The sequence below is a fragment of the Cellvibrio sp. UBA7671 genome, assembly GCA_002483145.1.
Classification (GTDB): domain Bacteria; phylum Pseudomonadota; class Gammaproteobacteria; order Pseudomonadales; family Cellvibrionaceae; genus Cellvibrio; species Cellvibrio fibrivorans.
This window is the reverse complement of sequence record DLHJ01000005.1, coordinates 141,651-155,097: the sequence shown is the minus strand read 5'-3', so window position 1 is coordinate 155,097 and position 13,447 is coordinate 141,651. Positions and strand designations below refer to the sequence as shown.

Below are 13,447 nucleotides of genomic sequence, written 5' to 3'. Positions count from 1 at the left end.
TGGTTACTCCAGTCCATGAAAAAAACGTTCGGCGCGCGGTAAAAAATAATCCTCATAATCGAGCGACATAACAACACTACGTGAGCGGCCGACAAACTCGCTGCGTGGTACAAAACCAATCACGCGTGAATCGGCGCTGTTATCGCGGTTATCACCGAGCATTAAATACTGGTTTGCGGGCACGGTGACCGGGCCAAAGTTTGCGTAGGTTTTAGCATTCGGATCAAGGCGAACTATATGATGTTTGCCTGGCAAGTGTTCCAGCCAATCGCCATTGGTGGCCGCTGTATAGGTTATTGCGGTACCGTTGATGTAAAGGCGGTTATCTTGCATGGCTACTGTATCACCTGGTACGCCAATAACCCGTTTGACCAAGCGTTTGTCGGCTACTTTTGAATCGAATACGGCAATGTCACCGCGGGCGGGATCGGCGATTTTGTACAGTGAAATGTGGGTGAAAGGGACACGCAGATCGTAAGCCATTTTATTCAGGCCAATGCGGTCACCTTCGATCAAGGTAGGTTTCATGGAGCCGCTGGGCACATCATTCCAATCGGCGATGGCGCTGCGGAAACAGAACATCAATGCTAAAAATAAAAAGAGTGAACGATTTTCCATCCAAAAATGTTTCATCAATTGTCCCTCGGGTTGATCTGGGCTGAGTAATACACAAAAATGCGCAGCCTTTATGACACTGGGGTCACAGGCAAGTTCACAGGTTAGATCGATGCGAATACTGAATCATTTGCGTGGCGTGTTAGTTACGGCCATTTTTTCTATCACCATTTGTATGGTCGCTTTAGTGGTGGTGCCCTTTGCAATGGTCAAATTATTGGTGCCTTTGCCTGCCCTGCGGCGTGCAATTGACCGGTTACTGGATGCAGTCTCCAACCTGTGGATTATTTTCAACACCTGGCAACAGACCTACACGCTGCCAACCCAGGTCGAAGTGCAAGGGCTGGGGGATCTGAGCCGGGATGAGTGGTACATGTTGATTGCCAACCACCAATCCTGGACTGACATACTGGTGCTGGTGCGCGCCTTTAATGCCCGCATCCCGGGCGTCAAATTTTTCTTTAAACAAAGCTTGTTGTGGGTTCCGGTTCTGGGTTTGGCGCTCTGGGGGCTGGACTTCCCACACATGCGCCGCTATTCCAAAGCCAAACTGGCACGCCATCCGGAGTTGAAAGGTAAGGATGTTGAGCAAACCCGCAAAGCCTGCGAGCGCTTTCGTCATCATCCCGTTACGATAATCAATTTCCTCGAAGGCACGCGTTTTACCCCGGCTAAACAGGCACAGCAAAATTCGCCTTATCGCCATCTGCTGATGCCGAAGGCGGGCGGGCTGGCATTTACCCTGGGTGCTATGGGGGGGCAGTTGCATCGCATGCTGGATGTGACTATCCACTACCCGGAGGGAATTCCTACCTACTGGGATTACGCTTGCGGGAGAGTTAAGCAGATTCAGGTAAATATTCGCCAGTTGCCTATACCCGCTGAATTGATTGGCGATTACACCGGAGATGCTGAGTTCCGCGCGGGTTTTCAGCAGTGGGTTAACCAACTCTGGCAAAATAAAGACGAGCTGATTGAGTCAATGAAGTCCAGCGGGAAAAATTAAGCTAGGAAAGTCAGTGTGCTAGACGTTATCCTAGTTGCGGAACTTGGTCACAATGGCAAATCCACTGTGAAGATGTAAGTCCGTACACACCGACAGGAGGGCCGCATGTTTTACACGCTGAATGATCTTTTTGCCAAATTAGGTCTACCCAACTCTCCCGCTGAGATTGATGCCTTTATCCAAAAACACAATCCGCTGCCGCAAGCTGAACCTCTGGCTAGCGCCCCCTTCTGGACTGCCGAACAAGCGGCATTCCTGCGTGAAGCTCGTCAGGATCACTCTGATTGGGCTGAAGTTGTGGATGAGCTTAACTGCTTGTTACGCGACTAATCTCGATTCCCGCCACAGCTAACGACCGGCCATGTGCCGGTCGTTTTCATTTGGTCGTCAGGTTTTCTATGTTATGGTTCACCTCTCCTAACTTGAGGTAACAGGATTTCACTATGCATAAATTGACTCTTGTACTTGCGCTTACTGCACTCTCTACCACCGCGTTTGCCGATGATAAAAAACGCCCCTGGGATGTGGAAGTCGATATAGGTGCAATCGCCACCTCTGGCAACACCGAAACCACCAGCCTGCAATTTAAAGTAGATGCCAAGCAGAACTTGGAAAAATGGGAAAACCAATACGTCTTCAATTCACTGTTCAAAGAAGATGAAGTTGAGCAGGACGATGAAACCACCAGCAAAGAAAAAACCGCAGAAAAATATTTTGGTTCCGCAAAATTTGCTTACTTATTAGGCGTGGAAAAATCCTACCTGTTTGGTTTTGGTTCCCATACCGACGATAAATTCGGCGCTTATCGCACCTATAGCACTATCGCATTGGGTTATGGTGACTGGCTCTACTCCAGCTCTACACTTAACTGGTTTGTGGAGGCTGGTCCGGGTTATTTTGAAGGTGAAAAAGTGATTGGGAGTGATGATGATACTATTCCCGATAGTATTACAGATGAAAGCGGCGCTATGCTTCGCGCCGCAACTGCGCTGGAATGGAAAATAACCAGCAATGCAGAATTCAAACAAATCATCAGTGTTGAGTCGGGTTCGGATAACACCCGTACCCAAAGTGAAACCTCACTGGCAACATCCATCAACGGCAGTATGAAAATGAAAGTGGGTTTTGCTATTGCCAATGACAGCGATGTAGCTCCGGGCAAAGAAAAAACCGATACCACGACCTTTGTGAATCTGGTTTACAGTTTTTAATTCACTTCTTTTTATAAGGGGGCAAAGTGCCTGCAGGCATCTCCTGCACAGGGATTGTGGCAAGTCCTGTTAGGCGCTTTGCGAGTGAACCGTTATAATTTGCACATCTGTATTTTTTCCATCGCAGGGATTTCCTGCCCTATATATTTAGATCGCTATGGCCTCAGTTCATTTTTCACGCGCGTTATTAGCCCCTCGCCACTGGCTCACTTGGGTGGGTGTTGGGGTGTGGTTTTTAGTTGCGCAATTACCTTATCGCCTACAGTTGGCGATGGCGCGTGGACTTAGTCCGTTATTGCGTAAAAATAAAAAACGTCTGCATCAAGCACAGACCAATTTGCGTTTGTGTTTTCCGGAATTAAGTGATGCCGAGCGCGAAATCTTATTAAAAGAAACATTGTTTTCTACCGCTATGGCGGTATTTGAAACCGGTATCGCCTGGTTTTGGCCCAAATCGCGCTTGCGCAGGTTATTTACCATTACCGGTGTTGAGCATGTTGAGCAGGCGCGCGCTGAAGGGCAGGGCGCGCTGTTGTTAAGTTTGCACTTCACCACACTGGATATTGGCAGCGCCATGCTTGGCCAACACGTGAACTACGATGGTATGTATCGCCCGCACGCCAATGCAGTTTACGATTATCTTCAAAAAACACGGCGCGAAGCTTATTGCAAAGGTGGCATGGCATTTAGCCGCGATAACGTGCGTGCAATGGTGAGCCAGCTACGTAAAGGCCGTATGATCTGGTATGCGCCCGATCGCGATCTGGGTGAAAAAATGTCGGTATTTGTACCATTTTTTGGTGTACAAACCGCAACGGTGACAGCGACTGGTCAGTTCGCCCGCATGGGGCGCGCTAAAATAATTCCATTTACCCAGCGCCGGTTGGATGATGGTAGCGGTTATGCAGTCACCATTCATCCCCCCTTTGAAAATTATCCAACCGGTGATGATATTGCTGATGCACGCCGCGTGAATGAATTTATGGAGCAGGAAATTTTAAAATGCCCCGGCCAATATTTTTGGGCGCAGCCACGCTTTAAAACTCGCCCGGAAGGCGAGCCTTCGGTTTATTGATTTATTTGTCTTTTTATTGTTTATCCTTCACGGGTTTGTCGGAATAGTGGACTTGCCCGTTTTCATCTGTCCAGCGGTAAATTGTAGTAGCCGGTTTTGCATCCTCGCCTGAAGCATTCTGTGTGGCTGGTGCTGTATTTGTGGTTGCCTCATTAATATCCTGTACTTGATAATTCCCCATTCCATTGGCGGGCTCGACCTCGCTGTTAAAAATAATTTCTGTCAGTTGGTTTAATTTCGGATTCATCATCAAGGGTAATTTATTGGATGAGTTCAATTGCTGCTGAAATTCAGGGTCGCTAATAATCGCAATCACGCGCGGGTCATGTTTTATCGTCTGCACGCGATTCCATGCCTGCACCATTTTTTCTGCCGCCGCTTGCGAACCCGCCTCGCTATTAACATCGGACTGCGACATTAGCGCTTGTACACTGGGGTTGTTCATCAGCTCTTTAAATGCAGGATCGCGCATTAATGCGTGGGTATCGCCTGTTGTCAGGATGGATTGGATTTTTTCATCCGCCATTAAATTTTTCATTTGCCCGTCATTAGCAACTTGCTGTACATGCGTAAGCATAGTTTGCGGGTTTTCTACAAATGCTTTGGTGATTTGTGTGGTGGTTTTATCATCCAGTGCCAAATCCACTGCGGTGGCGGCCGCATTCCCCATTAATTTTTTAGCACTGGCTTCAATAAATGAGTCATTACTTTTTGCAAGGTCGCGCACATGCGGAACGCCGGTTGCCGGTGCGCGATTGGTAGGCTCTGTGCTGTCCGTAACGGGGATATTATCGGTTTGCTCATATTGCATCGGTTGTATTTTGGGGGTTAGTACCAAACCTATTGCGTAGACCACCAGTAAACCCACGAGTGCTCCCATCAATACCCCCACGCTGGCGCCACCGATTCTTGAACCTACCTGGGTCGCATCTGTTTCAGGAATTAATTTGGCGAGCAAATTGAGTAACAGGCTAACCAAAAAACTTACCAGCAGAAAAATAGCACTGCCTGCGATAAAATAAACCAGCAAGCCATCCAGCGCTGTGTGTTGCATGATTAATTTTGCAGTGGGTTTGGTAAACACGATCGCTGCCGGGTAGGCGACAATCCAACCGAGTACGCGGGTAATAGAACCGATAAAACCTTTCTGGTAGCCGCGCCAGGTAAAAAACGCTAGCAATGCAAAAAAGACGATGGTGGTGATATGCATGTTTATGATTCCCTCAGCCTGGTTGCCAATAGTTGATGTTATAAATTCAAGCGTAAGTTTTTCTGGATCTCGTGGGTAAGGTTTGCGGGTACTTCAGCGGTGCGCGAATAGCTTTCCCATTGGCTGACGACGTCCAGGGTTTGTTGAATAATCAATTTTGCTTCTTTGGTGAAATTGCTAATCAATTTTGCCATGACCAACAAATCGTCACGAACAAAATTATCGCGTTTGCCATTCACGCTTAATTGATGCGAGTTCACCCAGGGTGAGCCAGGCTTGTAACTGTAGGCGATATCAAACGCCGGGGCGAGCTGCCATGGCGCATGCGGGCCCGGTAGGATAAAACCGAAGTTTTTGCTGTGGTCATCGTGGTTGCGCGCAATAATGTTAAACACCATGCGGCGATAAATTTCCACCGCTTCGGCACGTGTCAAACGCAGTTGCCGCGCGACCGCAAATAATTGTTCATAGCTGTAATGGCCGGGCATTTTAAAATCGGCATGGTCCATTGCACAGAGCGATTGATAATGCAATTTATGGTTGCCAATACGATCAAAGCGCTGCGTTAAAAAATGGGCGCGCTCGCCATCCATTAATAATTCGCAGGGTGTCATCGCGATACCTGCCGCTTTTGCCATCAAATAATAAGCGTATTCCATACGCCCGAAACCCTGTGGATCGCCAAAGGTTTCGCGGTTGTTCCCGTGCTCCACAATCCCATCGAATTTTAATAAATAGTGTTCAAAACCTTCCGGTGCATCCACTTGACCGGAGCGAATTTCGGTGCGGTCTTTATTGATTGCCACCAAGGCTTTGGCGCGCGCGCCGCCTGCAGATGTACCCACTTGCAAGATGGCTGTTAAGTCATCGTTGCCTGCGTTGTGTAACTGGCTGCTCACGCCCGCACGTTGGTCTAACACCTGTTGCGCCATGCCGATCAGCGAATCCAGTTCAAATTTATTATTGCTATTTTGTGCTTGCCGAAGTGCAGGGGCATATTCCAATGCCCCCATCCCGCGTTTGCCACTATAGAGCAGGCGCTCCAGTGGATTAAAACTCTGCGGGTCGCGTCCATTGCGCGCCAGCCAGGCGTTGATCACCGCATTGCCAAAATCATCGGGCAGGGTATCGGCAAAGCAGGCCGGCAGGCCTTTGTAAGTATCGCGGTTGAGCTGGGGGAAATGAAAAATACGCGTGCCGTCCACCTGGCTGGGCATATGCAGTGGGGCGATTTGCACACCGGTACGCACCCATTCAGGTGTGTATTCAAAGGTTGCGCTGGCAGTGTTTGTTGCCCAAGCGAGAGCGCCAACCAGTTTGTCCCACAGCCAGACTTCGGCGAGTTTTTGCATTACCAATCCAGCCCCGGCTTTTCTAAGTCTTCAGCCGTGTGTGTGGTGATTGTTTTTTTATAGCCGGGGGTAGTGCGTGCACGTTGACGTTGTTTGCCGCGTAGTTTCAACTGTTCCAGTGGGCTTGGCGGTGTGGCGGGTAAAAAGTTTTCAAGCTGTTCCAGCGCGTTCAGGGCGCGCAATGCGGCAACCATGTTTTCCAGTTTGCCACTGCCTGCTACCAGTTGGCGGTAGCTCTTGGCCGTTATACCAATTTCATCGGCGAGAGCCTGTTGGGTCATATTCTGCTCCAGCCGCAGCTTTTCCAGGCGGTTACCCAGTTCTGCAGCTACAGATGCATTAGTCATGGTATAAAAGTTCATAATGGGTATTTTTCTATCTTATATTTAAATAATATCGTACTAAAGGTTAATTTATACCTTTTATTTAAAGCTGTAAATATGTGGGTAATTTATTACCTTTAAATTTCTAAAAAGAATTTTTTGGGTATTAATTTACCTATTTTTGAATTTTACTTAAAAGAATATTTTTTATGCGAAAAAAAGATAAATTAAGAAGTGACAGAGCTTGATATGAGACAAGCATTTTATTGTTTTTAGGCCTAATCTTAAGCTTGGCAAAAAATAAACATCACCGATAAATGCCAAAACAAGCAAAAAAAGTACGGTATCTGGGAGCATTAAGGTGAGGATCGGTCAACAACCTTAGCGTTACGCTAACAATAGCGGTATCAATTATGCGCACCAAAAATTCTTTCGTACCAACCGCAGAAATAGACACAAGTGCCACCGAGCTTGCCGCTGAATCAATAGCACGATGGCGTCAAATTGATGTTGCTTTAACCCCCATCATTGGTCGGCGCGGTATTGTGGCGATCTATAAAAAAGCGCTCAACCTAACCCACGCCGACTTTCCCTGGTTGGCAACCGTATCGGAGGATGATACTTCTTTCGATAACTTTGCCTCTTTGCAGGCAGCGTTGGCGCAACAAACCAGCGCAGTCATCATGGCGGCGAACCTTGCTTTACATCGATCATTTAACAAGTTGCTTGTCAGCTTGATTGGTGAATCACTTAGTGAGCGCCTGTTGCAATCCATCGATGCTTGTTTTCATCGCGAGGCAACACGTCTGCATGACGTTGCTTTGTTGGCCGAGCGGAAATACGCGTGATACTGGTGTGTTACATATTTTATGTACAGCGCATTCGTCCGCAAGCCACGCAGTTCGTTAATTGCCGGGCAATCACCGATCAGAAGGAGGATTGGTGATACAAAATCTTACGCTTTGTCGTTATCTTCTGTATGTTTCTAATCTGTGTTTCTTCGGGGTGCGTGCTTTTTTCAGATTATTTTGCAGATTCGTTTGACAGCGCTGTCATTAAGTTTTACATTGGCTCCAGTTGATTGAAGTGACTGGACTCGGTTGCAGCAATGAGTCTGGTTTTGAATGGTTAATGGTCTCTCACCGTCGATGTCTGGTTGATGCATCGACGTCTCCCTCTGCCCTCTGAATTTCAGAGGGCTTTTTTTTGCCTGTCGATTCGATGTTTTTACGGGCAAATCCGCTTTGGCTGGCTAGGTTATTTAGTGCGTTGCTGGCATAATCGACGCCCCGAATTTTCCGGGTTTGACCTCTGCTCCGTGGAGGATAAACCCCGTTTGGCACGCCTGATTAGCCCTGTTTGTCGGATGTGCTGTTCCTGTCAGCTAGAGGATTACCATGAAGCCAGAAGTAAAACCCCGCAATCCCAATTTCTCGTCTGGCCCTTGCAGCAAGCGCCCGGGCTATAGCTTGGATCAGTTAGATGTTTCTACTTTGGGCCGTTCACATCGCTCCACTATTGGTAAAGCGGCATTGCAACGTGCCTGCGAAGATACCGCTGAGCTGCTCGGTTTGCCGGAAGGCTACCGTGTCGGTGTCGTGCCAGGTTCTGATACTGGGGCCGTGGAAATGGCGATGTGGTCGCTGTTGGGCGAGCGCGGTGTGGATATCCTGCAGTGGGAGTCCTTTGGTAAAGGTTGGTTGAGCGACGCTACCAAAGAGTTGAAGTTGAGTGTCAATGCACACGAAGCGGATTACGGTCTATTACCTGATTTATCAAAAGTCAATTTCGATAACGATGTGATCTTCACCTGGAACGGCACTACCTCTGGTGTGAAAGTGCCGAATGGTGACTGGATTCCTGCTGATCGCAAGGGACTTACTATTTGCGATGCAACCTCGGCTGTATTCGCGATGGAGATGCCTTGGGAAAAGTTAGATGTGATTACTTACAGCTGGCAGAAAGTGTTGGGTGGCGAAGGTGCGCACGGCATGCTGATCCTCAGCCCGCGCGCGGTTGAGCGTTTGGAAACCTACAAGCCTTCCTGGCCTATGCCAAAACTGTTCCGTATGACCAGCGGCGGTAAAGTCGTTGAGGGTATCTTTAAAGGCGATACTATAAATACGCCATCTATGCTAGCGGTTGCAGATTATTTGGATGCATTGGATTGGGTGCGCGTAATTGGGGGTGTGAAAGAAACTATCGCGCGCTCCAATGCCAATCTGGCAGTATTGAAAAAATTTGTTGCAGCTAATGATTGGATCGATTTCCTCGCACAAACGCCGGAAACACTTTCCAATACCAGCGTATGTTTCACTTTGAAAGCAACACCTGATCAAGTGAAGGCCATGATCAAACTATTGGATAAAGAAGCAGTGGCCTATGATATTGGCGCCTACCGCGATGCACCACCTGGTTTGCGTATTTGGTGTGGTGCAACTGTTGATGCCGTTGATCTTGAGGCCTTGTTGCCCTGGTTGACTTGGGCTTACGAACAAGCCACAGCAGCATAATGTAATAGATATTTTTTGCGAGGCCGTGTTTATACACGGCCTTTTTGTTAGTGCTCAGAGGATTAAATAGCATGTTCAAAATAAAAACTTACAACGCCATTTCTGTTAAAGGTTTGAACCGTTTTCCGCGCGAAAACTATGAAGTCGCCAGCGATATTGGCCAGCCTGACGCTTACATCCTACGCAGCCATAAATTGCACGGTGAAGCATTACCGGAAAGTGTTAAAGCGGTAGCGCGCGCTGGTGCGGGTACTAACAATGTCCCGGTCGATGAATACACCAAAAAAGGTGTTGTAGTATTTAACTCGCCGGGCGCAAATGCGAATGCAGTAAAAGAGTTGGTTCTTGCCGGTATGTTGCTAGGCTCGCGCGGCATTTTGCCGGGCATGGAATATGTAAGTACTTTGACGCATATGACCGATGCCGAAGAAATGTCAAAATTGTTGGAGAAAGAAAAATCCAACTTCGCCGGTTTTGAATTGCAAGGTAAAACCTTGGGTATTGTTGGCTTGGGTGCAATTGGTTCACTGATTGCCGATGCCGCCTTGGCACTGGGAATGAATGTGGTGGGTTTTGATCCAGCGTTATCCGTTGAAGCTGCATGGCGTTTGCCGAGCCAGGTTGGCCGCATGGAGAACTTGCAATCTTTGTTGGCGCGTTCGGATTATATCACTCTGCATGTGCCCGCAATTCCGGCTACAAAAAACCTGATCAATGCCGACACGCTCAAAGTCACCAAAAAAGGGGCGACCTTGTTGAACTTTGCACGGGAAGCGATTGTTGATGCACATGCTGTAGTGGAAAGTTTGGATGCCGGTCATCTGGGTAAATATATTTGCGATTTCCCTGAACCAATCTTGCTCAATCGCAAAGACGTTTACGCGATGCCGCACATCGGTGCTAGCACTGAAGAAGCGGAAGAAAATTGCGCGATTATGGCGGCAGACCAATTGGTGGATTATTTGGAAAACGGTAATATCAAAAATTCCGTTAATTTTCCTGCAGTATCTATGGATCGTTCTCCTGCGATTGGGGCACGCATCACCTTTTCTAACGAAAATGTGTCTGGTGTATTAGGCCATGTGTTGTCGGTATTAGCAGATCACAAAGTCAACGTAGTCGATATGGTCAACAAAAGCCGTGGCGATGTGGCCTATAACATCATCGATGTTGAGCAGGTGCCATCTGCTGCTGTTGTGGATGCACTTACCAAAGTTGAACATGTAATTGCGGTACGCGTGATTTAACTCATCTGATTAAATGACGGGGGCAGGGCAGATGTATAAATTGGTCTTCTTTGTCCCCGAGTCTCATCTTAATGTAGTAAAAGCCGCTGTTTTTAAAGTTGGTGCTGGCCGGATCGGTAACTACGAACAATGTTGTTGGCAGGTGCTGGGACGAGGGCAGTTTCGTCCGCTCGCTGGTGCAACCCCTTTCATTGGTACGCAGGATCAGCTGGAAGTTTTACCGGAATACCGTGTTGAAATGGTCTGTGCTGATGAGTTGATTAGTGCTGCGGTGTCTGCATTGCGCAGTGCTCATCCGTATGAGGAGCCAGCGTTTGATGTTTTGCGTTTGGTTGATGTGGAGGTGAGATAGTTTGAGTCATTCGCTGTTTAATGCGCTCTCGCAACAACTCATTCACGACCCTCTGAATCTCGTTGTGCAACCACAAGCTGCCGTTCTGGTGTTAATTAGTCGTGGCGATAACCCTGCAATTCTTTTTACCAAACGTGCCGCACATTTGCGCCAACATCCGGGCGAGGTGTGTTTTCCGGGTGGTATGTGGGAATCTGGAGATGCCGATTTATTCACTACTGCCCTACGCGAAACCCACGAAGAAATAGGTTTGCCTGCTGCAGAAATGCACCTGTTGGGGCGTTTGCCTTTATCTCACACTCGTGCGGGAACACCTGTCACCCCGTTCGTTGCCAGCTTTAATCCCAGTGTTTCTCTACTCCCGTCTCCCCACGAACTCGATAGCGTGTTTTGTGTTCCCTTAGCGGCTTTTAAAGAGGGCATTCAGGTGCGTGAAGACCAATTTGAGCGGAACGGCCGAGTATTTCGCGTCCCTGTCTATCATTATGAGGGTTATGAGATATGGGGTTTTACTGCTGCGGTAACGGCACAATTACTGCGCTTGTTGACGCGAATCGCATCCTGACCGTATTTGCATCATAACTTTCTGTTCTCGAAATGATAAAAATTAGCAGCCATTTGACATAAAAGTCATATCTGCCAATATGTAAAATCATAATTAGATTATCAACCACTGGTAGCTAACTCTTAGCAGATGCTACCTCCCATTTTTCAGCGGGCTTTTGCCTGGGTGCTTAAGGATGAACAATTACCAAACGCCCTTGCGCGATATCGATTTCACCCTCTTCGAGTTATTGGATTATGCGAGCCACTGCCGTGCGATAGGCCATGCCTCTTTGGATCGCGAATTGACTGGCGCTTTTTTTGGCGAGGCAGCCCGTTTTGCGGAAGATGTGTTGGCGCCGCTTGGTCCGGTTGGTGATCAACAGGGATGCAAACTGGTAGATGGCAAGGTGATTACACCAGAAGGGTTTAAGGAGGCCTACGAACATTACTGCGATGCGGGGTGGCCAACCTTATCGCGTTCAGTTGCCTATGGAGGGCAAGGTTTGCCGCAATCGCTCGGTGTTATCCTGAGTGAGATTTTGGGCACGCCCAATTGGGCATGGGGAATGTACGCCGGGTTATCCCAAGGGGCTATGCACACCATCGAGACCCACGGCACCGAGCAGCAAAAGCAGCAGTATCTACCTGCATTAATTTCCGGCCGCTGGACGGGTACTATGTGCCTTACTGAAGCGCAGGCGGGGAGTGACCTGGGGTTGTTGCGCACCCGCGCTGATCCGCAAGCCGATGGCAGTTACCAGATTAGCGGCACCAAGATTTTTATCTCCTCTGGTGATCACGACCTCGCTGAAAATATTGTCCACATAGTACTCGCGCGCTTGCCCAATGCACCTGTCGGAACCAAAGGTATCTCCCTGTTTGTCGTACCTAAAGTATTAATAAATGAAGACGGCTCTCTCGCTGCTACCAATGGTGTTAGCTGTAGTTCACTTGAGTCCAAGATGGGTATCCATGGTAATGCGACCTGTGTCTTGCAGTTTGATGGTGCAAAAGGCTGGCTTTTGGGTGAGGTGAATAAAGGGTTGAACCACATGTTCACCTTTATGAATCTTGCGCGCATAGGTTCAGGGCTGCAGGGGCTTGCTCACGCAGAGTTGGGATATCAAAAGTCGCGATTGTACGCCCAAGAACGATTGCAGATGCGCTCCCTGACCGGGGTAAAGAATGCTTCAGGCCCCGCTGATCCTATCATTGTCCATCCCGATATCCGTCGCATGTTGCTCACTCAAAAATCCCTGGTAGAGGGGATTCGGATGTTGAGTTACTACACCACTATAAAAATGGATGCTAGCCAACACGCAATAAGCGCCGGCGAACGCCAGCAGGCAACCGACTTGCTCAGCTTATTAACGCCAATTGTTAAAGCATTTAGTACCGAGGCGGGTTTTGAATCGGCGAATCTCGCTCTTCAGTGCCTTGGCGGGCATGGTTATATCCGCGATTGGGGGCTGGAGCAAAATCTGCGCGACTGCCGCATCGCCACCTTGTATGAGGGAACGACCGGTATCCAGTCGCTGGACTTATTAGGACGCAAAGTACTGGGTTCGGGCGGTAAAACACTAGCACCATTATTGGACGAAATAACTTATTTATGTCGCAGTTGTAATGGTAATGAGCTGTTGGCAGCGCATGCTGCACAATTGACTAGACTCAGTCAGGAGTGGCAGCAGTTAAGTATGAATATCGCCCGTCAGGCGCAGCATAACCCAGATGAAATTGGTGCAGCTGCGGTAGATTATCTAATGTATTCGGGCTATCTTGTGTTGGCTTTTTTATGGCTCAGAGCGCAACAAACAGCGCTGCAACAGCTTGCTCGCCCGGTAACTGATTCCGGTTTTTATCGTGCCAAGCTGGCGGCTGCAGAATTTTATTTTGCGCGCATATTGCCGCGCACTATGAGTTTGGTTAAGGCGATGGAGTCTGGTGCAGACAATTTGATGAATTTGTCCAGCGCTGATTTTTAATCTTGAAAAAAT

At 48.3% G+C, this 13,447-nt stretch carries 14 protein-coding genes; 10 read left to right on the top strand and 4 right to left on the bottom strand.

What is annotated here, in order from left to right; genetic code table 11:
* Nucleotides 1-3: 3 nt before the first annotated feature.
* Entirely contained in the window at nucleotides 4-633 is a 630-nt protein-coding gene (gene lepB / locus B4E62_RS07050) for a signal peptidase I (RefSeq protein ID WP_331351594.1), read from the bottom strand.
* A gap of 94 nt (nucleotides 634-727) precedes the next feature.
* On the opposite strand from lepB, the gene B4E62_RS07045 reads away from it, so the two are divergent.
* From B4E62_RS07045 to lpxL, 4 genes are all read left to right on the top strand, one after another.
* On the top strand, nucleotides 728-1,621 hold the full coding sequence (locus tag B4E62_RS07045; RefSeq protein WP_310073735.1) for an acyltransferase: 894 nt from the start codon (nucleotides 728-730) through the stop codon (nucleotides 1,619-1,621).
* A gap of 105 nt (nucleotides 1,622-1,726) precedes the next feature.
* Nucleotides 1,727-1,951 carry a DUF2789 domain-containing protein gene (locus B4E62_RS07040; protein WP_310073736.1) on the top strand — a complete coding sequence of 75 codons (225 nt, stop codon included), beginning with the start codon at nucleotides 1,727-1,729 and terminating at the stop codon, nucleotides 1,949-1,951.
* 113 nt (nucleotides 1,952-2,064) lie between these two features.
* Complete coding sequence (locus tag B4E62_RS07035) at nucleotides 2,065-2,832, top strand: DUF481 domain-containing protein (RefSeq protein ID WP_310073737.1); 768 nt, start codon at nucleotides 2,065-2,067, stop codon at nucleotides 2,830-2,832.
* 157 nt (nucleotides 2,833-2,989) lie between these two features.
* On the top strand, nucleotides 2,990-3,907 hold the full coding sequence (gene lpxL, locus B4E62_RS07030) for an LpxL/LpxP family Kdo(2)-lipid IV(A) lauroyl/palmitoleoyl acyltransferase (protein WP_310073738.1): 918 nt from the start codon (nucleotides 2,990-2,992) through the stop codon (nucleotides 3,905-3,907).
* Between the two features lie 13 nt (nucleotides 3,908-3,920).
* On the opposite strand, the gene B4E62_RS07025 is transcribed toward lpxL, so the two are convergent.
* Genes B4E62_RS07025 through B4E62_RS07015 form a run of 3 tightly spaced genes read right to left on the bottom strand, consistent with a single transcriptional unit; the run spans nucleotide 3,921 to nucleotide 6,816 of the window.
* A complete protein-coding gene (locus B4E62_RS07025; RefSeq protein ID WP_310073740.1) occupies nucleotides 3,921-5,117 on the bottom strand; it encodes a CvpA family protein in 1,197 nt (398 codons plus the stop codon).
* 38 nt (nucleotides 5,118-5,155) lie between these two features.
* Nucleotides 5,156-6,469, bottom strand: a complete 1,314-nt coding sequence (locus tag B4E62_RS07020) for a type II toxin-antitoxin system HipA family toxin (RefSeq protein WP_310073742.1) — start codon at nucleotides 6,467-6,469, stop codon at nucleotides 5,156-5,158.
* Complete coding sequence (locus B4E62_RS07015; protein ID WP_331351593.1) at nucleotides 6,469-6,816, bottom strand: helix-turn-helix transcriptional regulator; 348 nt, start codon at nucleotides 6,814-6,816, stop codon at nucleotides 6,469-6,471. The genes B4E62_RS07020 and B4E62_RS07015 overlap by 1 nt, the downstream gene beginning before the upstream one ends.
* 389 nt (nucleotides 6,817-7,205) lie before the next feature.
* Between B4E62_RS07015 and B4E62_RS07010 the strand changes: the two genes are divergently transcribed.
* From B4E62_RS07010 to B4E62_RS06985, 6 genes are all read left to right on the top strand, one after another.
* Complete coding sequence (locus tag B4E62_RS07010; RefSeq protein WP_310073746.1) at nucleotides 7,206-7,640, top strand: hypothetical protein; 435 nt, start codon at nucleotides 7,206-7,208, stop codon at nucleotides 7,638-7,640.
* Between the two features lie 549 nt (nucleotides 7,641-8,189).
* On the top strand, nucleotides 8,190-9,305 hold the full coding sequence (locus B4E62_RS07005; protein ID WP_331351592.1) for a phosphoserine transaminase: 1,116 nt from the start codon (nucleotides 8,190-8,192) through the stop codon (nucleotides 9,303-9,305).
* Between the two features lie 71 nt (nucleotides 9,306-9,376).
* A complete protein-coding gene (locus B4E62_RS07000) occupies nucleotides 9,377-10,552 on the top strand; it encodes a phosphoglycerate dehydrogenase (protein ID WP_310073749.1) in 1,176 nt (391 codons plus the stop codon).
* Between the two features lie 31 nt (nucleotides 10,553-10,583).
* Nucleotides 10,584-10,904 (top strand): YqfO family protein, encoded by a 321-nt coding sequence (locus B4E62_RS06995; protein WP_310073753.1) that lies wholly within the window; start codon nucleotides 10,584-10,586, stop codon nucleotides 10,902-10,904.
* Nucleotide 10,905: 1 nt separating this feature from the next.
* Entirely contained in the window at nucleotides 10,906-11,469 is a 564-nt protein-coding gene (locus B4E62_RS06990; RefSeq protein ID WP_310073755.1) for a CoA pyrophosphatase, read from the top strand.
* 175 nt (nucleotides 11,470-11,644) lie between these two features.
* Entirely contained in the window at nucleotides 11,645-13,435 is a 1,791-nt protein-coding gene (locus B4E62_RS06985) for an acyl-CoA dehydrogenase C-terminal domain-containing protein (RefSeq protein WP_310073757.1), read from the top strand.
* Nucleotides 13,436-13,447: the final 12 nt, after the last annotated feature.

Coding starts and splice junctions, on each gene's coding strand:
- lepB (WP_331351594.1), bottom strand. CDS start 633: ATGAAACATTTTTGGATGGAAAATCGTTCACTCTTTTTATTTTTAGCA.
- B4E62_RS07045 (WP_310073735.1), top strand. CDS start 728: ATGCGAATACTGAATCATTTGCGTGGCGTGTTAGTTACGGCCATTTTT.
- B4E62_RS07040 (WP_310073736.1), top strand. CDS start 1,727: ATGTTTTACACGCTGAATGATCTTTTTGCCAAATTAGGTCTACCCAAC.
- B4E62_RS07035 (WP_310073737.1), top strand. CDS start 2,065: ATGCATAAATTGACTCTTGTACTTGCGCTTACTGCACTCTCTACCACC.
- lpxL (WP_310073738.1), top strand. CDS start 2,990: ATGGCCTCAGTTCATTTTTCACGCGCGTTATTAGCCCCTCGCCACTGG.
- B4E62_RS07025 (WP_310073740.1), bottom strand. CDS start 5,117: ATGCATATCACCACCATCGTCTTTTTTGCATTGCTAGCGTTTTTTACC.
- B4E62_RS07020 (WP_310073742.1), bottom strand. CDS start 6,469: ATGCAAAAACTCGCCGAAGTCTGGCTGTGGGACAAACTGGTTGGCGCT.
- B4E62_RS07015 (WP_331351593.1), bottom strand. CDS start 6,816: ATGACTAATGCATCTGTAGCTGCAGAACTGGGTAACCGCCTGGAAAAG.
- B4E62_RS07010 (WP_310073746.1), top strand. CDS start 7,206: ATGCGCACCAAAAATTCTTTCGTACCAACCGCAGAAATAGACACAAGT.
- B4E62_RS07005 (WP_331351592.1), top strand. CDS start 8,190: ATGAAGCCAGAAGTAAAACCCCGCAATCCCAATTTCTCGTCTGGCCCT.
- B4E62_RS07000 (WP_310073749.1), top strand. CDS start 9,377: ATGTTCAAAATAAAAACTTACAACGCCATTTCTGTTAAAGGTTTGAAC.
- B4E62_RS06995 (WP_310073753.1), top strand. CDS start 10,584: ATGTATAAATTGGTCTTCTTTGTCCCCGAGTCTCATCTTAATGTAGTA.
- B4E62_RS06985 (WP_310073757.1), top strand. CDS start 11,645: ATGAACAATTACCAAACGCCCTTGCGCGATATCGATTTCACCCTCTTC.